Raw genomic sequence first — 23,647 nt, 5'->3', positions numbered from 1 at the left:
AAATTCAGCTATTCCAGCTGACATTTCATTATACCATAATGGACACGCTCTTGCATAGATGACGCCGTTGAGGCATTTAGCCAAACTGCAGCTTATCTATATAAGCTTTATATCAAATATATAAAAAATAACCGCGAACTCAACGGTTAAGTCAAGTTACACGGTTATGTGGAGTACCCCTTAGTTGAACTGACCCGGACCCGGATGATTCGCGGGATTTTCTACCGGTCTTAGCGCAACAATCTGGGCGATCAGCGTCTGCTCCAGGTTATTGTTCCAACTCCTGACGATTCCCGGCAGAAGACAGGCATCCACAATGACCCAGATCGTCAAGGCAATAAAACTGACCAAGGCAATTCCTACGGCGATAAAGCCAGGTATATATAAACTTGAATCCGCAAGCGTATCATCAATACCAATCAGCACAATAAAGAGTATGTAGGAAATAAACATAACCAAAAACAAGGCTAGTTGGATAATGCCGGAGACCGTTCTTTTCAAATACAAGCGATGTATGCCCAAATGCCCCATGAGCAGCATAAGATAGGCTAACACAAGTGATTTCTCGCGCTTGCGCATTTCTGAACTGAGGACGATCAACTCATTCGTTGTCAGATTCTGTTTCCCAAACTGCATTAGATCGGGTACCTCTCAGAGATGCCTCTGTTGGCCAAAATATTGTCAATAATGCGATTTTCAACAATGGCATTGTGTTCCTTTACCCAAGTATGAACGAGAAAAGCATCCACAATCCACCAGATAAAGGTAGCAATCATACCGAATAAAGTAATCGAGAGAATTAATTGCGCAACCGCGGAACCGGTCTTGCCGAAATAAAAACGGTGTCCGCCAAACATACCGAGGAAATACCAGAGTACATAGGCGATAACCATGTTTTTTCCCTGATTTTTCACTTCGGATTCAAGTAGCAGTAATTCTCTGGAATCAAGTTGACTCTTTCTTGCTACTGAGTAATCCATCCCCATAAATAAATCCCTCCTGAAAATAAAATAATAGGTAGTTCAAAAAGTCCTCCCCAACCTTCTTCATGCTAAAAACTGTCCCTTTTTGAACACATGCAAAAATATCTTTTTCAGTATACTAAAGTGTTACATTTCCGCTCAACACAAATTTTGGATATTCGCCCTAATAATCACGAAAATTTAAATGAATTATTAAAAAATAAGAAGCCCGCCAATAAATGGCAGGCTTCTTATTTCAATTACAGTCTATTTTTCAATTTAACAAATGTCATTACACATTAAAACGGAAGTGCATAACATCTCCGTCTTGGACTATATATTCTTTGCCTTCCAGACGAAGCTGACCGCGTTCTTTCGCTACGTTCATCGAACCCGCAGCTACGAGGTCTTCATAAGATACAACCTCTGCGCGGATGAAGCCGCGTTCAAAGTCAGTGTGAATTACCCCTGCTGCCTGAGGCGCCTTCATGCCTTTGCGGATTGTCCAGGCGCGAACCTCTTGTACACCAGCAGTAAAGTACGTATACAAGCCAAGCAGACGATACGCCGCTTTGATCAGCCGATTAAGCCCTGACTCCGCCAGACCCAGCTCCTCAAGGAACATCGCTTTGTCCTCGCCTTCCAGCTCGGCAATCTCCGACTCCACCTTCGCACTGATCGGCACGACCTCAGCATTTTCAGCAGCCGCGAACTCAATCACTTGCTGTACGAACGGGTTATTATCCGTATCAGTTACTCCGTCTTCGCTAACGTTAGCTGCGTAAAGGACGGGCTTCAAGGTCAACAAATGCAGGTCGCGGATGATCAGCTTCTCATCATCTGTTAATTCCACACTGCGAGCCGGCATATCATTATAGAGCGCCTCCTTGATACGTTCAAGCAGGGCCACTTCTTGTTCATATTGCTTATTGCCGCCCTTCATATTTTTGCGGGCACGGTCAATTCGCTTATCCACGCTCTCCAGATCGGCAAGGATCAATTCCAGATTGATCGTCTGAATATCGCTGATGGGATTGATTTTCCCGTCTACATGGGTAATATTCTCATCTTCGAAGCAGCGAACAACATGAACGATCGCATCCACTTCACGGATGTGAGCCAAAAATTTATTGCCAAGTCCTTCGCCTTTACTTGCCCCGCGCACCAAACCTGCGATGTCTACGAATTCAAAGGCAGTCGGAACCGTCTTATTCGGGGTAACAAGCTCGGTAAGCTTATCCAAGCGCTCATCCGGTACCTCTACGACACCAACGTTAGGGTCGATCGTACAGAATGGATAGTTCGCGGATTCCGCACCCGCTTGGGTAATTGCGTTAAACAATGTGGATTTTCCAACGTTCGGAAGGCCCACGATACCTGCTTTTAAAGCCATATCTATGACAACTCCTCAGTATTTAATAACTTTATTCACCTTCAACCATAGTACATATCCGCAGCATATATTTCAAGAATATCATTTACCAATGCATATTTATCCTCCAAATGGATACCAGAAATGCTGGACCCCCTTCAGCTTTAACAGGATCGATAGAGCCAACAGAATTGCACAGAGAGCCAGCACCAGCTTATCGCTTAGCGAAGTAGGCGTCCCCATATACCAGGTGCGCTCGCGCTTCGTACCGAAGCCGCGTAAATCCATTGCATCAGACACCATCTCCACATGCTGTAATGAAGATTGCAGCAGCGGAACAATCACCAGCGACAGGTTGCGGATTCTCACCTTTAGATTCCCGTCACTCCGCGAAATGCCAAGGCCTCTCATCTGCATCGCATTGAGAATGCTGCGAAACTCCTGAGTCAGATCAGGGATATAGCGCAGTGCAATGCTGACTGAATATGCCAATTTATAAGGCACCTTCAGTTTATGGAGACTGGCTGAGAATCGACTTGGATGGGTGGTAAAGATAAACAACAGCGTAATGGGAAGTAATGTGAAATATTTTAAAGACAAGGTTAGCACATAAAACAACGTCTCCGCATTGATCGTATTATATCCGAGCGGAATAAACGGCGTATCTGATCCGGTTAACGAGGTGCCAAACCGTGGAGTAATGAGCAAAATAAAGATACTGTTAATCATAAGGAAGATCATCATCAACCCGAACAATATCGTCATTCTCTTAAAGGGAATCCGCGCAGAGAGCAGCATGATGACCCCTCCCGACAGCATAACAGCAAAAACTCGCATATCCATGAACAGAAAAGTACACACGGTCCATACCAGCAGCAGAATGAGCTTGATTGCCCCGTCCATTCTATGAAAGAAAGAATCCCCCTCAACATATAAATTTCCAGCTTTGCTCATCGGCCCTTCTTCACCTTCTCCCTTTCGATAAAGGCTTCTACAAACCGGGATGGGGAGGAGAGCCCGAAGCTTCTTGCAAACCGCGAAAGACTCGTCTCCCGCAAATGCGCCTGCTCCGCCACGAAGGAATCGGACAATACGTTGGCCACGAAATCCTCGGCAATAATCCGGCCTCCTGCCATCACCACTGCACGGTCCGCATATTCTAATGCTAGATGCATGTCATGTGTAATGAATAGGAAGGCCATCCCCTGCGCCGACAAGCGCGCTATAAATTCCATGAATTCGGTATAATGGCGATAATCCTGACCGGCCGTTGGTTCATCTAATATCATTAACCTGGGCTGCAGTGCTAAAATGGCAGCAATGCTCAGCCGCTTCTTCTGGCCGAAGCTAAGCGCTGACACCGGCCAATTGCGATAAGGATACAAACCGCAAATGTTCAGCGCCTCGGCGGTCCGTTGCTCCCGCTCCGCAGGGCTTAACCCGCGAGCCTTCAGCCCCAGTTCGATCTCATCCTTAATCATATGCTGTGTAATCATATGATTCGGGTTCTGCATAACATATCCGATCTCTTCGCCCCGCCGCCGGATCGACCATTTTGCCATATCCTCGCCTTGGTACAGAACCGCTCCGGCCCTCGGCCGCAGCAATCCGGTAATCAGACTGGACAGCGTTGACTTCCCCGCTCCGTTTCTGCCTAGCAGGGCGACCGTCTCACCTTGCCCAATCGAGAACGATAGGTCATGGATAGTATCTATACCCGATTCATAAGCGAAGCTCACGCCTCTGAGTTCGAGCAGCTTTGCTGAACCGCCGGGCAAAAGATGAGGTTGAACATTCTCCATCCAACGTTCCAGCTGCTCCTTCACCTCCGTAAAGACGGAGCCATTGTTCATCACATTCGGAATCTCCGACTCCCTCTGTGTATGGGCCTTGTGCTCCTCAGGGGCATTGGAGTGACTTACAGCGGATCTATCTTGCAAGGGGTTCTTGACTCGGATGCCATCAGGCGTACTCAAATCATCGATCAACTCCAGCGGAACCTCGGCATAAGCGAGAGCATCAAGGTATAGAGGTTGTCTTAGCCCATACTCTGGCAGGACGCCTGAACGCAACAGTTCATCCGGTGTACCCACCCTGCGGACTTTTCCATCATTTATAATAATAATTCGATCAACGGACTTACTAAGAACATCCTCAACCCGATGCTCAATGATGATCACCGTCTTGCCGGTCTTGCGATGAATCTCATCGATTAACTCCATCGTCCGCATCCCGCTTTTCGGATCCAGATTAGCCAGCGGCTCATCAAAGAGAAGAATATCGGCTTGGGTAGAGAGCACCCCGGCAAGCGATACACTCTGCTTCTGTCCTCCGGACAGTTCATGCGGGCTCTTTCCTTCATACTCCGCCATTCCAACCAGTTCTAGCGCAGAGATCACCTTGATCTTCATCTCTTCCTGTGGCCAGGCTTCGTTCTCCATTTGGAACGCTGCATCTTCTCCGACCGTCAGGCCAACGAACTGGGCATCAGGATTTTGCATTATCGTGCCGACTTGATGGCTGCGTTCAAAGATCGAGTGCTTCGCCGCATCCTGACCATAAATGAGCAGCTGACCGCTAACTTCTCCGCCGTATGAAAAGGGAATAAGCCCATTAATACAATGGGCCAAAGTCGATTTGCCGGAGCCGCTAGGCCCGGCGATCCATATTTTCTCGCCTTGATAAATATCCAGATGAATATCGGTTAACGTCGCCTGGGACTGGCTTTTGTAACGAAAGCTAAAATTACGAAAAGATAAGACCGCCTGCATAATAGATTCAAATCTCCTATCTATCTACGCTCAAATTCGTGTTATTACGATTGCGCTTGGCAAAAGCCCAGACCGCAGGAAGACCCAGTACAATGAAGACAGCCAGATTGGCAGCGCCCGCGGCTATGACCTGTACGACCATCTTGTCATTGGGTTCCCCCATCACATAAATGTCAAATAAGAAGGAGAATACAAGGGAAACGAAAATACCCAGTACACCGTATAAGAAAAATTGGACAAAATGCTTCTTCTTGACTTCCCCATCCATCGGATTAAAATCCTTGACCAGGTAAATCAGTCCCATAAAGGCTGCGGTAATGCCTGAACCAAGCGCCCAACCCCACCATACCGTGCCATACGTAATGAAGTCATTGATTACATGACCGATAAATCCAGCGATAAAACCGACGATCGGGCCGAATAACGCGCCAAAAATAGCAAGCAAAGCGATTGCAGGCCGAATCTGTGTATCAACGGTGATCGGAATGCCAATCCAGCTTGTTGCTCCGTACAGGGCGGCTCCTACGCCGATGGTCACTACCGTACGAGTACTCCACTTCCAAATGGATGGTTTCAAACGATATTTCCCCCTTCTCATTATCACGATTATTTTCAATATAATAGGATAATCCAGAAGTCGTCAATGAAAATATAATAATTCTACTCGGATTTATCGGATTTTATAAAAATTAGCTTCTACGCACCAGTCGCGACGTGCTTTTCAGCTCATCGATATTGGCTGCGCCAATCCCGAACATGACGGTGCGCAGTTCCAGCTCCACTCGCTCCAGCAGCTCATCGAGCCGCCGCTCTGAATTGACGGCTGGCTCCAGAACCGCTCGTCCGAACCCGGCCAGATTGGCCCCAATTGCCAGCGCCTTGGCCGCATCACCCCCTGTATTCAACCCGCCGCTGCCAATGATCGCTGCGCCTGGGACATTATCCCGCACCTCAACGATACATTCCGCCGTCGGGTTGCCCCAATCCGCGAAAGCTTCGGCGACTGCGCGGCGTATCTGATCTTTATTGCGGAACTTCTCAACCTGGCTCCAGGATGTTCCCCCTGCGCCTGCAACGTCGATAAAAGCCGCCCCGGCTTCGTGAAGTTGGCGGGCTGTCTCGCCATCAATGCCCCAGCCTACTTCCTTGACCCCCACCGGAATCGGCAGAGCCCGGCATACCGCCTCGATTCGCGACAGTAAGCCAGCGAAGGCGGTGTCCCCTTCCGGTTGGAACACCTCCTGCAAGCTGTTCAGATGTAGAACAAGCATGTTCGCACCGGCAATCTCGGCTACCCGCTTGCATTCCTCTGCGCCGAATCCGTAATTCAACTGCACCGCGCCTACATTGGCGATGATGGGAATGGTCGGGGCGTAACGGCGAACGGCGAACGTTGGCGCCAGTTCCTGCTTCTCGACCGCCGCCCGTCCCGAGCCAACCCCCATCGCCCAGCCTCTTCGCTCCGCGGCCTCGGCAAGGCGTTCATTGATCATTCCCGCCAGTTCACTCCCTCCAGTCATCGAGCTGATGAGCAGCGGAGTCCGAACCGGAATATTTAGAAATACCGTATCCAGGCGAATATCATGAAAATTCAGTTCCGGGAGAGCCTTATGCCGGAACGCATACTTCTCCAAGCCGGTAGTGATTCCCGTTCCGTTCACCTGTTCTTCCAAGCAGAGCCGGATATGCTCCGTCTTCCGTTCGGATGTAGCGCCCATATTTATTCCCCCTTCTTATATATCAACTATTTTTACCTAAATGATGCTTGTGAATCCCATCGTCAGCCCATCTCATGTGCAATATACCCCGCGACCAAATGGCCCGACAGAGTCACGTAAGGCACTCCCCCTCCGGGATAGGTGGAACCTCCGACGTACCACAGTCCGCCTACATCATTACTACGATTGCTTGGCCTGCGCAGGATTTGCCGCAGACTATGCGTGGCGAGCCCATACATCCCGCCGCGATAGGCTCCCGTATGGCGGGCTAACTGGTCAGGCGTATATGTGTGCAGGATATGGCTTTTGTGGATCCCCTGCAAACCATATCCCTGTAAAGTAGACAGTACATTTTCGGCATATTTGTCTCGCTGCTCCTCCCAGTCCCATGCATCGGATAAATACGGAGCATATGTCATAATGAACAGGTTGCTATGTCCCTCCGGGGCAGCCCCCTTCTCTGAATAAGAGGAATTGCATATGTATACGGAAGGCTTGGTGGGCGGCCTCCGCTGATTAAATATTTCGGTGAACTCTTGCTCATATCGGTCTGAGAAGAAGACGGTATGGTGAAGCAAATGATCATATAATGAGGGGACCCCGGCTAATTGCACGAATGCGGATAACGACGGCTCCATGGAGGCGATCCTGCGATCACTAAGAGAAGGTCTGAGCTCTTCGCTCAACAGCTGCTGTGTAGTAGACAATAAATCCCCGTTAATGACGATCAGCGGCGCTTCATAATACCCCTCATTCGTCTCTATGCCATGGGCTCGTCCCCCCTGCACGCGAATTCGCTTTGCTTCTACCCCTGTCTTAATCTCAACGCCCAATTCCTCCGCAAGCATTCGCAGCGCTTCAACCAAAGCATATGTACCTCCGCGGATGCTATACGTCCCATGATCTACCTCGCAGCTGTGCATCATCCCGTATAGCGAAGAAGCGAGAAAGGGAGAGGAGCCAACCCGAGCCGCATACCTTCCGAACAAGGCCAGAGAATTGGGATGTGTAAAGAAGTGGCGCAGTTCCCGGTTCAGCGATCTCCGGAATAGAGGGACGACGCTTAACATCTCCATCACCATGCTGAAGTTCCACTTCTCCCTGTGTCCGATAGGCAGTTGATTCATTAATCTTCCCTTGATGCTCTGAAACATCATCCGCGATTCCTGTAGAAAGGCTGGATAATGAAGCGCATCAACCGGGCTGTAGGTATCTATCTGATGCTGCATGGCCTCAACATCACCGGTCATATCAACAACACTTCCGTCTGTAAATACACTCCGTGACCTGGGTTCCAGCGGAATCAGAGTGACATAATCCTCCAATCGGCGCCCCACGCTGCGAAACACATTTCGGAACACGTAAGGGAGCTCTATCGTGTTCGGCCCGCAATCGAAGCGAAAGCCGTCAATGACAACGCGCTGCAGCTTGCCACCGACATGATCCTTACGTTCCAACACCGTCACCTGATAGCCACGGCCCGCCAGACCTATTGCGCAAGCCAGTCCCCCGAAGCCCGATCCAACAATCAAGACCTTCCCCTTCGCTGACATGATACCTGCCTCCTCTTGTATCTCTACTTCAACAAGCCGCATGTTATAGAAGTTGTTCAAGTCCACTTTTGATCACGAAGTATATCATGCAGCTATCCGACATCGAATCCTGAATTCAGCCAGTCCTTCCGGCACTTACATACAAGCTACGTACGCTCCAATTCTCAGTCCCTAGCTTTACTGACCTTTTTAGTACTGAAAACCGGCCCTTTTTTGAACAAGCACTTATAGCAATGGTGACATTAATCTGGCTGCCGATTCCATAAATCGCACATATATCTTTTTGTTCATAAAGGACTTCTTCTCAATCAGCTTGGTAGAGAACAAGTCCCGCTCGAAATCCTTCACCATTTTGGCTACACTATCGCTCTGAACGAGCAGCGTATTAACCTCAAAATTCAAATGGAAGCTGCGCATATCCATGTTGGCTGTACCTACCGTTGCCACTTCGCCATCGATGATAAGCAGCTTGGAATGAAGGAAACCCTTCTCATACTCGTAGATTTTCACCCCAACCTCAAGCAGAGCCGGGAAATAGGAGTGGGAAGCAAGAAATGGCAGCCATTTATCCGGCCGTGCCGGGAACAGGATGCGCACATCGATCCCTGACATCGCCGCAACCCGCAGAGCCGAGAGAATATCATCATCCGGTATAAAATAGGGAGTAGCCAGCCACACCGATTTCTTGGCGGAAGTAATCATGGCGAAGAACAGATTTTTCAAAGTTTGACTTTCATTATCCGGGCCGCTCGGAATGATCTGAATCGCTCCCCCGCAGCCGGGAACCAAGTCGGGCGATAAATATTGCTGATCCATAATTCGCTCCCCATACACGTAATGCCAGTCCTGCAGAAATATAATTTGTAGAGAGCGTACAGCCTCTCCCTTGACCAGCATATGCGTATCGCGCCAGAAGCCATAGTTCTTGTTGCGGCTTAAGTATTCATCTCCCACATTTAGCCCGCCGATAAACCCTGTCGTCCCGTCGATAACTACGATCTTACGGTGGTTGCGATAGTTCACCCGGCTCGATAACGCGAGAAAGCGCATAGGACCGAACACCCCGACCTTGACCCCCGCAGCCCGCAGTTCATTGATAAATGACTTCGATAGTCCAATGCTGCCGACAGCATCATACATGAAGCGAACTTCAACACCCTCGCGAGCCTTATCGATTAACGTCTTCTGAATCTCCCGACCGATCGCATCGGCGCGGTAGATATAGTATTCCATGTGGATATGATGCTTGGCCTGCTTCAGTTCCCTGAGCAGCGTGGAGAACGTCTCGTCCCCATTCGTCAGCACTCTCGTGCGGGAAGCCATAGAGAACGGCGTGCGGGCCAATCGCTGCGACAATTGCAGCAATCTTTGCTGGGCAGGCGTGAACTGGGATAGATCACGAGGCAGCATGCTGCCGCTGTTATCAATCCGCTCGTAGCTCAGTCGATCCTGCTCCGCCTTGCGGTCGAACTTCCTTCTCTTGAAATAATTTTGGCCCAGCAGGAAATAGAGCACCAGGCCAACTACCGGCAACAGTGCCAACACCAAGATCCAGGCTAGGGTACTGGAAGGATTACGATTCTCCATAAAAATGGCCAGACTGATCGTAATTACCGTCAGCGTCTGAAAGATACTGACTAACATTCCTCCAAATTTACCAAAAATGCCAAATCCGAAAAAATAGAACGCAAATAATATGATTGCGATCAATATGATTTGTAATCCACGTCTCATAGTGGTACCTCTCTTTAAAAATGCATGATTCTATTGTACATGAAGCTTGTCTATCTTCCCACAGAATTTATGATTCCCCCTTGTACACCGCCAGTTCCGGCACCCAAGTGCAATGAATTTGTATCCGCCATTTTTTTATACTATAATTAGGCTGACCCAACGGTCATAATGAGTACTTACAAGTCATATCGGGAAGGAGGTCACTCATTGTCTAGCAAATCTGACGACAAAAAACAGTTAATCTTGAGAACCGCTATGCAATTATTTGCGGCAAAAGGTTCTTCTGCAACCTCGATGCAAGAAATCGCAGAATTATGTGGAATGTCCAAGGGGAGCCTCTATTTACACTTTAAATCCAAAGATGAGCTGGAACTCAGTCTGTTTGACTACTGCTTCCAGATGCTGCAAGCCGAGTTGCTTCAAGTTGAACAAGACGCAAATTTGTCTCCGCGGGATAAATTGGTTCGTGCGGTCGAAGTTCTGCTTGAGCTCGTTCTTGAGCTAAGGGAATTCTTGCTCATGCAATTTAAGGAATGGATCGTTAAAGGAAATATCTACAAGAATCCCGACATGTTGAATAATAACAACGTCAAGTTACTTCATTATACCAAAAAAATTCTAATATCCGCCTATGGAGAGGTAATTGACCCTTATATGGCTGATCTGATCATCTTCTCCCACGGCATGATCGGTACTTACGCCAAGCTGGTATTTGATCATAACATGACTACGGACACGCACCGAATTTCCGTCTATTTGATCGATATAATGGATTCAACCGTAGAGCATTTGCTTAAGACCCGGCCCGCACCGTTAATCCCAGAGGCGCTTGTATACGATTTTGGAAAATGCAGGGAGAACAGCCGCGAGCTGGATAAACATCCCCTGCTCACCATTAAAGAGATGAAAGAGCTTTTGGAGAATGAAAACGGCAATGCCAACGAACGGGAGCAAGGAGTTGAAGCGTTGCAAATTCTTGAAGAAGAATTGCTCCGCCCTCGGCCGCGCCGAGTCATTCTCAAGGGGATGGTCGCTACGATGGAAGACCTTGATCTTCCTCAAATAGAGAGCAGCCTGAACGAGCTGCAAAGATTACTGCGGCCTTATTATGCCCAAGCGTAATAAGAACGACTATTTATATAGGAGAAACAGAGAGGAGCAGAACCCTGCTTATGAAGAGTATCATTAATTTCTCAATTCGCAATAAATTTGCGATTTGGCTGCTAACGATTATCGTTACGGTTACCGGTTTATACAGCGGCCTGACCATGAAGCAAGAGAGCATTCCTAATATTGACGTGCCTTTCCTTAGTATTACGACCGTCTATCCGGGGGCAGCGCCAGAAGGTGTTGTTCAGGATGTAAGCAAACCGTTGGAACAGCGATTGCGCAACGTCGACGGTGTGAAGACGATTACTTCAACCTCAATGGAGAACGCATCCTCCCTCTTTGTTGAATTTGAATACGGCAAGAATCTGGATAATGCTACAGCAGCTGTTCGTGAGGCGCTGAACGATGTCCAACTGCCGGATGATGTTCGCAAGCCGCAAATTACAAGATTCAGCCTGAGCTCCATGCCAGTCGTGTCACTCAGCGTGTCCGATACGGAATCAGGCAACCTGGAGTCGCTGACCCGGCTGATCAACAATGAGATTGGGCCCGCGCTGGAGGATCTCGACGGCGTTGCCTCCGTGCAAATTGCCGGTCAATATATCAAGGAAGTTAGCCTGAAGTTCAACGAGGCAAAAATGAAGGAACTGGGCCTTAGCGAGGACACCGTTAAGGGAATCGTACAAGGCTCGGCACTGCGTGTTCCGCTCGGTCTGTTCAATATGGAACAATCACAGAAAGCTGTCGTCGTTGATGGCAACATTACCACTGTGGATGACCTGAAGAATCTGGCCATTCCAGTCATTCCAAGCACTTCCGGTGCTCCAGCCGGAAGCGAAGCCGTTGGCGGACAGGGCAATACGCCTGCAGGCGCTCCGGGTTCAACCGATACTGCTCCTACACCAGACGCCGCCGCAGGTGGTGGTAACGCCGCTGCAGGCAATGGGGCTGGTTCAGCGCCACAAGGCAGCATGGGAGCTATCCCGATGGGGATACCAACCGTGAAGCTTGGCGATATCGCTGAAATTCAGACGATCGGCAAAGCTGAATCGATCTCTCGTACAAACGGCAAGGAATCGATAGGCATTCAGATTGTCAAAGATAACGATGCCAATACGGTCGATGTCGTGAACCGCGTTAAGGACAAAGCGGATGAATTGCAGAAGGAATATGGTCATATCAGCTTCTCCGTGATGCTCGACCAAGGACAGCCGATTACCGATTCCGTAAATACGATGCTGATGAAGGCCGTATTCGGCGCTTTGTTCGCCGTGTTGATCATTCTGATCTTCCTGCGGAACTTCCGTTCAACAATTATCTCCATTATTTCCATCCCGCTCTCGCTGCTGATTGCAGTACTGCTGCTGAAGCAGATGGATATAACGCTGAATATGATGACGCTCGGAGCAATGACCGTCGCTATCGGTCGGGTTGTCGACGACTCGATCGTCGTTATCGAGAATATATACCGCAGAATGTCCCTTACCGGTGAGACGCTTAAAGGCGGCAAGCTGATCGTGGCAGCAACGCGCGAAATGTTCGTTCCGATTATGTCTTCTACTATTGTAACGATCGCCGTCTTCCTGCCGATGGCCTTCGTCAGCGGCATGGTTGGCGAACTGTTCAAGCCATTCGCCCTGACGATGGTATTCTCGCTATTAGCGTCCTTATTAGTAGCTGTCACCCTCGTTCCGGCGTTGGCCCATACGTTGTTCCGTAAGGGCTTGAAGAGCACTCATGACCATGACAGCAATCCGAAAGGCCTGGCGCTATATTATAAGAAAGTTCTTAACTGGTGCCTGTCCCATAAATGGATTACTTTCGGCACAGCCATTCTGCTGCTCGTCGGCAGCTTGTTCTTGACCCCGCTGGTCGGCGTAAGCTTCCTGCCTGAGCAAAGTGATAAATATGTGATGGTAACTTATTCACCAGCTCCTGGCGAGCTGCTTGAAGACGTAGAAGCCAAAATGCTGAAGGCCGAGAAATATGTCCTGGATCAACAAGGCGTAGAGAAAATGCAATACTCCATCGGCGGAAGCAATCCGCTAGGCATGGGATCGGCGAACTCGGCCCTCTTCTATATCGGATATGATAAAGATACGAAGAAATTTGATGAAACAAAGAATAAATTGATCGAAGGCTTAAAGAAAGAAGTGCCTGAGGGCAGTTGGTCGGATATGTCCGAAGCGATGATGGGTGGCATGGGCGGAGGCTCGCTCAGCGTCAACGTATTCGGTGACAGTTTGGAGCAGATCAAGCCGGTCTCTGATCAGATCCTGAAGTGGATTGGAGAAGATACGAAGCAGTTCGAGAAAGGCAAGACCAGCCTCTCCGAGACCTATGATCAGTATACCCTGGTAGCCGATCAACAGAAGCTGAGCTCGCTCGGACTTACCGCAGGTCAAATCGCTATGAAGCTTAGCCCCGTTCATGAACGTCCGGTACTAACGGAAGTGGTGATTGATGGCAAGAATTATAATGTCTACATTGAAGCGGACAGCAACACCTATTCCAGCGTCGCGGAAATCGAGAACGAGACGATTACATCCCCGCTGGGTATGCAAGTACCGATCAAGGAAGTAGCCAAAGTCGAGAAGGGAACTTCGCCAAACTCGATCACGCGTACAGATGGCAAGATGGTCGTAGAAGTCAGCGCGAAGGTCCTGACCTCGGACGTACAGAAGGCATCTACATCCTTGCAAGACAAAATCGACAAGATGGATCTGCCGGAAGGCGTCAGTGTTAGCTTCGGGGGTGTCACCGAGCAAATTAACGACACCTTTGGTCAACTGGGCATCGCTATGCTTGCAGCGATTGCTATTGTATACTTCGTTCTGGTCGTAACGTTTGGCGGCGGCTTGGCACCGTTCACTATTCTGTTCTCCCTGCCATTTATCGTGATCGGCGCCATTATTGGTCTGCTGATTGGCGGCGAGACATTGAACGTATCCGCCTTGATGGGCGTATTGATGCTCATCGGGATTGTCGTCACGAATGCGATCGTATTGATCGACCGCGTTATTCATAAAGAACGCGAAGGTCTTTCAACCCGCGAGGCATTGCTGGAAGCCGGAGCTACTCGTCTGCGTCCGATCCTCATGACAGCTCTCGCTACGATCGGCGCTCTACTGCCTCTCGTAACAGGACTGGAGAACAGCGCAGGCATTATATCACGCGGCCTCGGTATTACCGTTATCGGCGGCCTCATCAGTTCCACACTGCTGACGCTCGTGATTGTGCCAGTTGTCTACGAATTCCTGATGAAATTCCGGCGGCGCGGCCCGGTAACCCACGACTTGGATTAATCCGAAGGTTCTAGCATCAACAAAGAAGACCACTGCGGCGTTATTCACCGCAAGTGGTCTTCTTCTATGTTATAGAAATTTATTGAAGCTGGGCACGCCAAGCTTGCATTCTATGCAAATCTTCATTCAGAAATTCATTCATCATCTCAGCCAGCCCAATATACAACGGACTGGTAGTGGCCGCAATCAATCGGGATGTAAATCCGTCCGTCCATTTCAACAAATGGGCCTCCAGGAACCTGATTTGCAAGTCCAGTCCTTCCAGCAGACCTTCACGCAGGTTCAGCTTATCCAGCATTTCCTCGGACATCACAGCCATATACTCCAGCTCCAGGGCGATATGGTCATCCCGCTCCCCGTTCAACTTGTTAAAGGCGATACTGCTCTCCATGTAAAATGTTCTGATATCCGAAGCACATTCAGAGGCTTCTATGCCTTCCTCTTTAGACCGATACAAGCTCTCGCAGGTGGGCACCTTCGCGGTTGGCCCCATGAACAAGCGTTCAAATTCTTCAGCTTCATTATAACAAATCCGGCGAATCTCCTTCTCCGGTATGCTCTCTAAATAATTAATCAATCTTCGACCACCCTTGCTCATAGGCACGGTGTTGTTCAACTCTACTTGTCTGTGCCACTGCGCAATCAAAGACATGCGAGGCGGTCTGCCCAAGAAATCCACCAGCAACCGGTATCCCCAGCCTCTAAGCTTCAGCCATTTAGCCTGCTCCTGCGATATGACAGACTGTTCATTGAACAACATAGTCATTTCGGTCATCTCCCTGTTCTATTCTGCGAAATATATATACAAGTCCAACTCCATTTATGCCAGTTAAAAAAAGATGACTTCCTTAATCGTGTCGGAAATCATCTCTCTTCCATATACCGACACATGATTAAGGGGTATCATGTATCCAATTCCATTATATCCTAATGAAAACGCTTTAATCATGATGTTTGTCACAACATTGTTACAGCTCAAAATTCGCTGCCCTTATTGTGGGAAGTCCCTCTCGGCTTCTCGACAGAGAGCATGGTTCTCGCCCATTCATAATCCTCAATATCATTCATATTAAATTGCAGCATCTGCTCCGTGTCACCGAGCTTGTCCGCCAGATCAGCTCCATAAATATACTCGACATGGAGACTTGTTACCCACTCGCTCATTCGAAGTTTGTTCCCCTCAAGAGCAAGCTGTAATCCCGGGAGAACCTCCCGCCTATATGCGGCCAGCAAAGGCTGGATTCTTCCGCCAGCGTCCACTATGACGGCTTGGACATGTTTGTCTTTCTTGGTTGAAGTGTTCCCTTTCTCTATTCGTGTTACTCGCTCTTTTATCTCTGCAAAAACCTCCCTATGAACAAAAGGCATATCACAGGCTACGACCAGGCTCCACTCCGTCGTTGCAGCCGATAATCCGGCATACAGTCCGGCAAGTGGACCCCTGCCCGGATATTGATCCCTGACAACCTCTAGTCCCAGATGATCATAATCATGATGCTGGCCGCCTGCGATCAATACCCGCCGTGATACCGGGGCCAGCTCCCCGATCATCCTCTCAATCACCGCTATGCCATTCAGCGGCAATAAAGCTTTATTGGTCCCCATCCGGCTTGAACGCCCGCCGGCTATAATAATTGATGTAATCTCCACAGATTATCCACCTCCAATTTATAAATAATTGTAAAATTAAAGAAAACTTGGTTTGTATCCCTTTTCATCTGTGTGTTAAATTGATGCTATAGGACTTTTGAAACCGGGTCGATCAGGACACCTCTTCGAATAACCATCAATAGAAAGGAATGGCGCTTTTGCGGGACAATCCACATCATTCGTCCTCTTTGCTCTCTTTGGGACTACTGAATTTTTTCATCTATGGGACAACGGTTATCTTTGCAGCCTTCTTTCAATTATATTTGCAGGATATTGGAATGAACAAGCTCGAGATTGGTATTCTGATCTCAGCCGGACCACTTGTTTCTTTGCTCGCTCATCCCTTCTGGAGATTGATGAGTGATCGGTTCCACAACATCCGGCTCATCCTGCTTGTCATGCTGATCGGCTTACTGGCGATCGGCCATTTATTGTTCAGAGTAGATACCTTTCAAATGCTATATATTGTAGTGTTGCTGGTCTTCTTCTTCCAGAGTCCCTTGCTCTCCCAGAGCAACAGCTTGACTCTGGGATATGCGACCGATAGCCAGCAGAAGTTTGAGACCTACCGGTTATGGGGCTCCTTCGGCTGGGCCACTGCGGCGCTCGCGGCAGGAATTACGATCGATGCAACCGGGAAAAATGGCTTCTCCTTGTTGTTCAGTATCATGCTTATCCTATCGATCAGTTCGACTCTAATTCTTCCGTCATCCCGTTATACGGCAGATATGCCTTGGGTCAGTGCCAAACAATTCGGACAGGTCCTGAAGAACAAATATTTTGTCCTCTTCATCGTACTCGGATTATTTATAGCTATACCTAACTCAATTAATGCACTGTTTATGCCTTTGTATATTAGCGATCTCGGAGGCGATCGACTTTCAGTTGGAATAGCGGTATTTCTATCCACGTTGCTTGAGATGGCAGCTTTTGTTCTGCTCAATCGGTATCTCAAAAATAAAATAACTTATTTTATCGGCACTTTGACGATTGTAAGCATTCTGTTCGCTATCCGCTGGGATCTGATGGCCGATGCATCGCTTCCGATTCAAGTAATTATTATTCAGCTGCTGCATGCAATCACCTTCGGCGGGTTCTTCTACGTCGGTACGCGGTTAATCGGGTTGTTCCTGCCCAGTTCATTACGCGCTGCAGGACAGGCTGTATACAGCTTCATGCTCAGCGGGGTAACCGGCATCATCGCGGGCCTCCTCGGCGGATTCACCTTCCAGGATTTCGGACCGGTGATCATGTATCAGATGGGGACGATGATGACTCTCTTTGCCGTGATTGGCTATGGAGCATTATGGTACCACTTTCATAAGAACGGCTATCCGCCAGCGATCTCATTGCCTAAATAACTCAATCATAACTACCATCAAAAAAAGAAAACATCCCTCCGATCGTCACGCCCTTTGAACAAGGTAACGCCGGTCGGAGGTTTGTTTTCTTTATTGCAATTTCAGTTTACACTATGAAATGCATACCAGAGCAAGCCTTTTTTCAAATCGATTTGCCGCGGAGGCAGCCCGTCATGCCGAATATCAAATAAATTGCCGAAGCCGTCGGTGTATCTGTATCTACCGTCTCGCGTGTGCTCAATAAACACCCTTATGTGAGTAATACGAAGCGAAAAACGGTGGAAGAAGCGATCGAACATTTGCAATATGCACGCAACATGAATGCTGTTCACCTAATCAAGGGGATCACACAGACAGTTGCTGTGATTCTGTCTCACATTAACCATCCTTATTTCATGCGGTTAATGGAGGGCATCGCAAGCGAAGCTCTGAAGCATAACTACCCGTTGATGCTGTGCCAATCCCAATATAATCTTGATGAAGAAATGAAAGTGCTGGAAATGCTGAAGAACAAACAGATCGATGGGGTTATCATCACTTCCCGCTCCGCCTCGCTCGATCTGATCGAGCCCTATTCAGCATATGGGCCCATTCTATTATGCGAGGACGTGAAGGATCGCCACTTATCCTCCGTCTATTATGATCATTATCTATGCTTCCAGACCGCGATAACCTTCTTATGGGAAAAGGGGCACCGAAAGATCGGGTTCGCCTTAAATCGCCTGAACAATTCCAGCGGACGCAAACGGATAAGTGCTTACTAATGACACACTCTGCAAGCATTGGGCGGCAGCGGACGCGCAGAATGGATGCTGAACGGTTATCGGGACATGAAGAACAGCGCCGCGATTTTCCCCTGGTTGCACAGCCTGGATGAGAGGCCTACGGCTATGCTGATTACAGGGGATGAAGTCGCCACAGGCATACTGCTCACTGCCCCGCAGCATGGATTACGGGTACCGGAGGACATTGCCATCATTGGCTTTGATAATCAACATTATAGACAAATTATGGACGGTAGAGCCCGCCTCCGAGAACCTCCAATTTAAATTGATCGAACGCAAGACTGTATAAGCCTTCTAAGACTCGATATCAGGTTGGTTCCGCTGCTGCTTGCCCAGCGTAGCCTTCAGCAGCAGCGGAGTCACGATCGTTGTCAGAATGACGACGATCACGAGAACGGTGAAGTACTTCTGCTCCAAAAGGCCGCTCTCCAGTCCAATTGTGGCTATAATCAGCGCTACTTCTCCACGTGATACCATCCCCGATCCGATTCCAAGAGCGGAACGTCTGGAATAACCGGTTAGTCTGGCGCCAAGCCCGGACCCGATCAGCTTTGTCAAAAGGGCAATTATAAAGAACAGTATGAGTAATCCAATCTGGGAGCCCAGTCCTTTAAAGCTAACGGAAAATCCTACGCTGACGAAGAAGATCGGCACAAATATCGTATAGGCAATCGGCTGCAATTTATGCTCCACCTCATGCTTAAAGTCCGTCTGGGAAATAGCCAGCCCGGCAGCAAAGGCACCGATAATGCCTGCTACGCCGAACTGCTCGGCAATATAGGCAAGGAAGAAGCAGAGGATTAGACCCGCGCTAATTATCGCCTCGGTCACACGCAAGGGAGCCAGCCAGTTCATCACCCACTTCGCGATTTTCCAGATGAATAAAGCCGCGATTACAAAGAATATGAACTTGTAGCCGATCACCATCGCCAAATTCACTTCTTCTCCCCCGACCATACTCATAACGAAGGCCAGCAAAATAACGACGAGAATATCATCAAGAATCGCCGCACCAAGCAAGGTCGTGCTCTCTTTACTCTTGAGCAGGCCGAGATCCTTCAGACTCTGCACGGAAATACTAACCGAGGTAGCCGACAGAAGCAAACCAAGGAAGATGGCCTTGGATGAATCCATGCCGATGGCGATTCCCGCCAGGTAACCTCCAAGCATCGGCAGAGCAATTCCCCCCAGAGCCACAGCCGTTGATGACTTGAAGGAGCGCTTTAAATCCTCAATATTCGTCTCCAATCCCGCCATAAACATAAGCAGAAGCACACCGATCTCGCTTAACTCTTCGATCATATGGGAGTTCTCCACCCAACCAAGCATCGCCGGACCAATAATGATACCAACCAGCAGCTTGCCTACCACCGCCGGTTGCCCGAGCCTTGAGGTCAGATCACCGGCCAATTTGGTAGCAAGTAGAATAATTAGAATCGTCAAATAGAACATTAAACCCCTCCCCATTTTTCTAGATAGCATGCCCAAAAAAAGACAAAGAGGAGCCTGGTTTGACCAGGCTCCTCCGTAACGAACAGCTATTCACTTACCATTATGATAAATGATTCACTGCCTCAAAATCAATACTTATTTATTTGGCAATTGAAAGGAACTCTTCAAGGATACGATCAGATTGAACACCGGATGTCCCGGTTTGGAGTATTTCGAATCGACATTGAAATACCCATGCCGGAAAAATTGAAACTTATCTTGCGGCTTGGCATCGTTCATTCCCGGTTCAACAAAACCGTGCTTGATCGTCAGAGAATTCGGGTTGATCCTGTCCAAGAAGGACTTCTCTTCTACGGATTCCTCTTCAGTATCTTCGTTCTCATCCAGGATCAACGGTTCATACAGGCGGAATTCAGCCGGAACAGCGCTGCTGGCGTCAACCCAGTGAATCGTCCCCTTCACCTTGCGGCCGGTAAATCCGCTACCGCTCTTCGTCTCCGGATCATACGTGCAATGAATTTCGATCACATTGCCATCGGCATCCTTAATCACTTCATTACATTTAATGAAGTAGGCATGCTTCAAGCGAACCTCATTGCCCGGGAACAGACGGAAGTATTTGCTTGGCGGATTCTCCATGAAGTCATCACGCTCGATATATATCTCCCGCGAGAACGGAATTTGACGATGGCCCAATTCCTCATTTTCGCTATTATTCTCGGCATCAAGCAGCTCGGATTCTCCCTCCGGATAGTTCGTAATCACGACCTTGAGCGGGTCGATTACAGCCATCGTCCGCGGCGCCTTGAGCTTGAGATCCTCCCGAATAAAATGCTCCAGCATTTTCAGATCAATCTTGCCGTAGGCCTTGGATATCCCTGTTTCGAATACAAAAGCTTTAATCGCCTCCGGCGTATACCCCCGGCGGCGCAGACCGGAGATCGTCGGCATGCGCGGATCATCCCAGCCATCAACAACGCCTTGATCCACCAGCAGCTTCAGCTTCCGCTTACTCGTAACCGTTTGTTCCAGATTAAGGCGTCCGAATTCATATTGGTGCGGAGTGCAAGGCATCTCTGTCTCTTCGATCACCCAATCATAAAATGGACGTTGATCTTCGAATTCCAGCGAGCAGAGGGAATGCGTTACACCTTCGATCGCATCCTCCAGCGGATGGGCGAATGCATACATCGGATAGATGCACCATTTATCCCCCGTATTATGATGGGAAGCATGCACGATACGGTAAATGACCGGGTCGCGAAGATTAATGTTTGGCGAGGCCATATCGATCTTCGCCCGCAGCACCTTCTCACCGTCCTTGAATTCTCCGTTACGCATCCGCGTGAACAGATCCAGGTTCTCCTCCACCGAGCGGTCGCGGAATGGGCTATTTTGTCCGGGCTCTGTCAGCGTGCCACGCATTTCGCGGATTTGATCAGCACTCAGATCATCCACATACGCCTTGCCCTTCTTAACTAACAGAACAGCGCGGTTATACATTTCGTCGAAATAGTCGGAAGCAAAGTGCAGCTCTTCCCAGTTGAAGCCGAGCCACTTGACATCCTCTTTAATAGAGTTCACATATTCCGTATCTTCCTTGATCGGATTCGTATCATCAAAGCGCAGATGCGTCCGTCCCCCGAATTCGTCAGCAAGGGTGAAATTAATCCAGATCGCCTTGGCATGTCCAATATGTAAGTAGCCATTTGGCTCTGGAGGAAAACGTGTAACGATCGATGAATGTTTGCCTGTCTTCAAATCCTCCGAAATAATACTTTTAATAAAGTTGGGAGGGGTGGTGTTATTGGTGTTATTCTCCACGGTTATCACCTTTCATTTGATTTAAGTCTCTATCCGTTGATTGATCGCATATGGTTATAATGCCTGTTCATCCTTAATTGACTGCGATCAGGTATTCTTATCAGAAGCGAACTTCTTGAACAACCTTTTATAGTTTCCGATTTTTCTTCTTCTAAATATACCTATATCCAAGTTTTATGGCAAGAAGAAGCCAAAGCAGGCTGCTGCAATCATAACATACAGTACATCAGAATATCGTCGACATACTTCTCATCCAGATAGAACTCCTGAACGAGTCTCCCCTGTTCTACAAATCCACAGTTCCGGTAAAATTGTACTGCTCCAGGATTGGTCGTCAGTACACGCAGAGATAATTTACGTACCCCTTGTTCGGCAGCCCAAGCTTTCAACGCTTCTATAAGACGTTGTCCGACTCCCTGTCGCTGGAAATCCGGATGCACCGCAATATTAATATCCAGCACATGACGGTTGCTGGACAGCGGGGTTGGATAATCGAAGCCAACATATCCGCCAATCGCATCGCCAACCTCCGCTACTAACTGGCTGCCCGGAGGACATTTCTGCAGGTATTGTTCACGCGAGTTCCACTGGATCGGAGCCGGCGTCGACCGGGTATCCCACACCAGTGAATCGATTTCCATTAACGCACCTGCATCGCGCATTTCCGACAATCTGATTTGAATTGAATTCGACATATCCCTGTTCCCTTTCCAAAGGCCTAAAGTCCCTGTTCAAAAAATGGTTTTCAGCGCACAAGCAGACCTTTTGAACAAGCTCTTAAATTTATATTAACCATTATACATCGGACATTCTCAGACAGGAACCTGTTACGGCTAAGCCAGACTTCTCACTTTATCGCGATTAAACAGGCCATGTATCAGGAAGGAGGCAATCGACAGGATAGAGATCAACACTGCCAGAGCAGCTACCGGAACGAGACCGTTCCAATCGAACAGAACCCCCATCGCATAAGGGCCTACTACCCTTCCCGCTACCCCCATGCCCCCAACTAACCCAAGATAGAACGGGGCTGACTTGCCGGTATGATCCGAGATGAAGGAAGGGATCGCCGGGGAGATCAGCATTTCGCCAAGCGTAATCAATACCATCGCCAGCACCATACTCGGATAAGTATGGAAGCCAAGGATCATAACATAACCCAGCATATAAAATATGGCACTTGCCGTCATCTGTCTCAGCTCCGTCGCGGCAAAGACACGTTTGACCCACGAAATGAGCGGCTGCGCCACGAAGATCAGTATCCCGTTCAGCGTCCAGAGAATACTATAATTCCATTCCGGCATTCCGCGCGAGATCGTATAGGGCGATACTCCGTTATTCCATACACAGTTAGCCAGCCAGATGAAGAAAGAGCCAAGCCCCATGAACAAATAAATTTTATAATTTAACATCAAATTCCAGTTATTCTTCTTATGTGCATGCTCTTTCTTCTTTTCCACGTGAAACTTGCCCTGTGTTTTTTGAACTTTGTTCAAATAAATCCAGAAGAATCCAGCAAATAAGGCCGAGATCAAACCATTCAATATAAAGCTTAGATTATACGAAATTTGCGCCAGAAATCCGCTGATGGCCGTCCCCAGAGCTACACCGATATTGTTAGCCACATAAATTATGTTGAATAATTCCGCGCGCCTCTCAGTGAATCGGAAGCCGATAAAAGCCTGTATCGCCGGCAATGCCATCGAGTTAAAAAAACCGATCAGACACATTAATAATAAAAATAAATGCCAGTGTCCGCTCCCGTAAGGCAGCAACAACAGAAACAGTGCGTTTAGTCCAACTCCGCCTACGATCAGGCGTTTTACTCCAAGGCGATGATACAGGGAGCCGCCGAGCAGCTGCCCAAATATACCGCCTAATGACATAACCAGCACGGCCAGGCCGGCGTCGGTTACCGTTCTTCCCAGCACCTTGAATACAAACATCGTAATCAGCGGCCACATCAATGCGCCGCCCGCAGAACTGATCAAGCTGGCTACCAGAAATATCTTGACCTCACGCGGATATGAAGCTAGGCCTCTCATGCTGT

At 48.6% G+C, this 23,647-nt stretch carries 20 protein-coding genes; 5 read left to right on the top strand and 15 right to left on the bottom strand.

The window, feature by feature from the left end:
• Positions 1–180 precede the first annotated feature (180 nt).
• The 9 genes from BN1360_RS05545 to cls form a co-directional block, all read right to left on the bottom strand.
• Positions 181–636 carry an NINE protein gene (locus BN1360_RS05545; RefSeq protein WP_068778891.1) on the bottom strand — a complete coding sequence of 152 codons (456 nt, stop codon included), beginning with the start codon at positions 634–636 and terminating at the stop codon, positions 181–183.
• The gene (locus BN1360_RS05540) at positions 636–980 is read right to left on the bottom strand and encodes a TM2 domain-containing protein (RefSeq protein ID WP_068778909.1); all 345 of its coding nucleotides are present in this window, start codon (positions 978–980) and stop codon (positions 636–638) included. Before BN1360_RS05540 ends, BN1360_RS05545 begins: the two co-directional genes overlap by 1 nt.
• Before the next feature lie 274 nt (positions 981–1,254).
• A complete protein-coding gene (gene ychF / locus BN1360_RS05535; RefSeq protein WP_068778890.1) occupies positions 1,255–2,355 on the bottom strand; it encodes a redox-regulated ATPase YchF in 1,101 nt (366 codons plus the stop codon).
• A 99-nt stretch (positions 2,356–2,454) separates the two neighbouring features.
• Entirely contained in the window at positions 2,455–3,288 is an 834-nt protein-coding gene (locus BN1360_RS05530) for an energy-coupling factor transporter transmembrane component T family protein (RefSeq protein ID WP_069188287.1), read from the bottom strand.
• Positions 3,285–5,105, bottom strand: coding sequence for an ABC transporter ATP-binding protein (locus tag BN1360_RS05525; RefSeq protein ID WP_068778889.1), 1,821 nt, complete (start codon positions 5,103–5,105; stop codon positions 3,285–3,287). Before BN1360_RS05525 ends, BN1360_RS05530 begins: the two co-directional genes overlap by 4 nt.
• A 16-nt stretch (positions 5,106–5,121) precedes the next feature.
• Entirely contained in the window at positions 5,122–5,682 is a 561-nt protein-coding gene (locus BN1360_RS05520) for an ECF-type riboflavin transporter substrate-binding protein (protein ID WP_068778888.1), read from the bottom strand.
• 112 nt (positions 5,683–5,794) lie between these two features.
• Positions 5,795–6,823, bottom strand: a complete 1,029-nt coding sequence (gene fni, locus BN1360_RS05515; protein ID WP_082789942.1) for a type 2 isopentenyl-diphosphate Delta-isomerase — start codon at positions 6,821–6,823, stop codon at positions 5,795–5,797.
• A gap of 62 nt (positions 6,824–6,885) precedes the next feature.
• The gene (locus BN1360_RS05510) at positions 6,886–8,376 is read right to left on the bottom strand and encodes a phytoene desaturase family protein (protein ID WP_068778886.1); all 1,491 of its coding nucleotides are present in this window, start codon (positions 8,374–8,376) and stop codon (positions 6,886–6,888) included.
• Positions 8,377–8,601: 225 nt separating this feature from the next.
• Positions 8,602–10,110 carry a cardiolipin synthase gene (gene cls / locus BN1360_RS05505; protein ID WP_068778885.1) on the bottom strand — a complete coding sequence of 503 codons (1,509 nt, stop codon included), beginning with the start codon at positions 10,108–10,110 and terminating at the stop codon, positions 8,602–8,604.
• A 207-nt stretch (positions 10,111–10,317) separates the two neighbouring features.
• Here cls and BN1360_RS05500 point away from each other — a divergent pair, with 207 nt between their 5' ends.
• Complete coding sequence (locus tag BN1360_RS05500) at positions 10,318–11,232, top strand: TetR/AcrR family transcriptional regulator (protein ID WP_068778884.1); 915 nt, start codon at positions 10,318–10,320, stop codon at positions 11,230–11,232.
• 50 nt (positions 11,233–11,282) lie between these two features.
• Complete coding sequence (locus BN1360_RS05495; protein WP_068778883.1) at positions 11,283–14,525, top strand: efflux RND transporter permease subunit; 3,243 nt, start codon at positions 11,283–11,285, stop codon at positions 14,523–14,525.
• A gap of 79 nt (positions 14,526–14,604) precedes the next feature.
• Here the strand turns inward: BN1360_RS05495 and BN1360_RS05490 are convergent, their stop codons facing one another.
• Complete coding sequence (locus tag BN1360_RS05490; RefSeq protein WP_068778882.1) at positions 14,605–15,291, bottom strand: TorD/DmsD family molecular chaperone; 687 nt, start codon at positions 15,289–15,291, stop codon at positions 14,605–14,607.
• A gap of 209 nt (positions 15,292–15,500) precedes the next feature.
• Entirely contained in the window at positions 15,501–16,175 is a 675-nt protein-coding gene (gene mobA, locus BN1360_RS05485) for a molybdenum cofactor guanylyltransferase (protein ID WP_068778881.1), read from the bottom strand.
• 149 nt (positions 16,176–16,324) lie between these two features.
• On the opposite strand from mobA, the gene BN1360_RS05480 reads away from it, so the two are divergent.
• The 3 genes from BN1360_RS05480 to BN1360_RS25850 all read left to right on the top strand — a co-directional run bounded on the left by BN1360_RS05480 (position 16,325) and on the right by BN1360_RS25850 (position 18,585).
• A complete protein-coding gene (locus BN1360_RS05480) occupies positions 16,325–17,536 on the top strand; it encodes an MFS transporter (protein WP_068778880.1) in 1,212 nt (403 codons plus the stop codon).
• Between the two features lie 191 nt (positions 17,537–17,727).
• The gene (locus BN1360_RS25855) at positions 17,728–18,300 is read left to right on the top strand and encodes a LacI family DNA-binding transcriptional regulator (protein ID WP_420707882.1); all 573 of its coding nucleotides are present in this window, start codon (positions 17,728–17,730) and stop codon (positions 18,298–18,300) included.
• A 66-nt stretch (positions 18,301–18,366) separates the two neighbouring features.
• A complete protein-coding gene (locus BN1360_RS25850) occupies positions 18,367–18,585 on the top strand; it encodes a substrate-binding domain-containing protein (protein WP_229520832.1) in 219 nt (72 codons plus the stop codon).
• Positions 18,586–18,615: 30 nt separating this feature from the next.
• Here the strand turns inward: BN1360_RS25850 and BN1360_RS05470 are convergent, their stop codons facing one another.
• The 4 genes from BN1360_RS05470 to BN1360_RS05455 form a co-directional block, all read right to left on the bottom strand.
• On the bottom strand, positions 18,616–19,803 hold the full coding sequence (locus BN1360_RS05470; protein WP_068778907.1) for a cation:proton antiporter: 1,188 nt from the start codon (positions 19,801–19,803) through the stop codon (positions 18,616–18,618).
• Positions 19,804–19,908: 105 nt separating this feature from the next.
• Entirely contained in the window at positions 19,909–21,606 is a 1,698-nt protein-coding gene (locus BN1360_RS05465; RefSeq protein ID WP_068778877.1) for a glutamine--tRNA ligase/YqeY domain fusion protein, read from the bottom strand.
• A 200-nt stretch (positions 21,607–21,806) separates the two neighbouring features.
• On the bottom strand, positions 21,807–22,292 hold the full coding sequence (locus BN1360_RS05460) for a GNAT family N-acetyltransferase (protein WP_068778876.1): 486 nt from the start codon (positions 22,290–22,292) through the stop codon (positions 21,807–21,809).
• Positions 22,293–22,430: 138 nt separating this feature from the next.
• Positions 22,431–23,642 carry an MFS transporter gene (locus tag BN1360_RS05455; RefSeq protein WP_068778875.1) on the bottom strand — a complete coding sequence of 404 codons (1,212 nt, stop codon included), beginning with the start codon at positions 23,640–23,642 and terminating at the stop codon, positions 22,431–22,433.
• Positions 23,643–23,647: the final 5 nt, after the last annotated feature.

It is taken from the genome of Paenibacillus sp. GM2, from assembly GCF_900069005.2.
Taxonomy (GTDB): Bacteria; Bacillota; Bacilli; order Paenibacillales; family Paenibacillaceae; genus Fontibacillus.
This window is presented reverse-complemented; position numbering and strand designations above follow the sequence as displayed.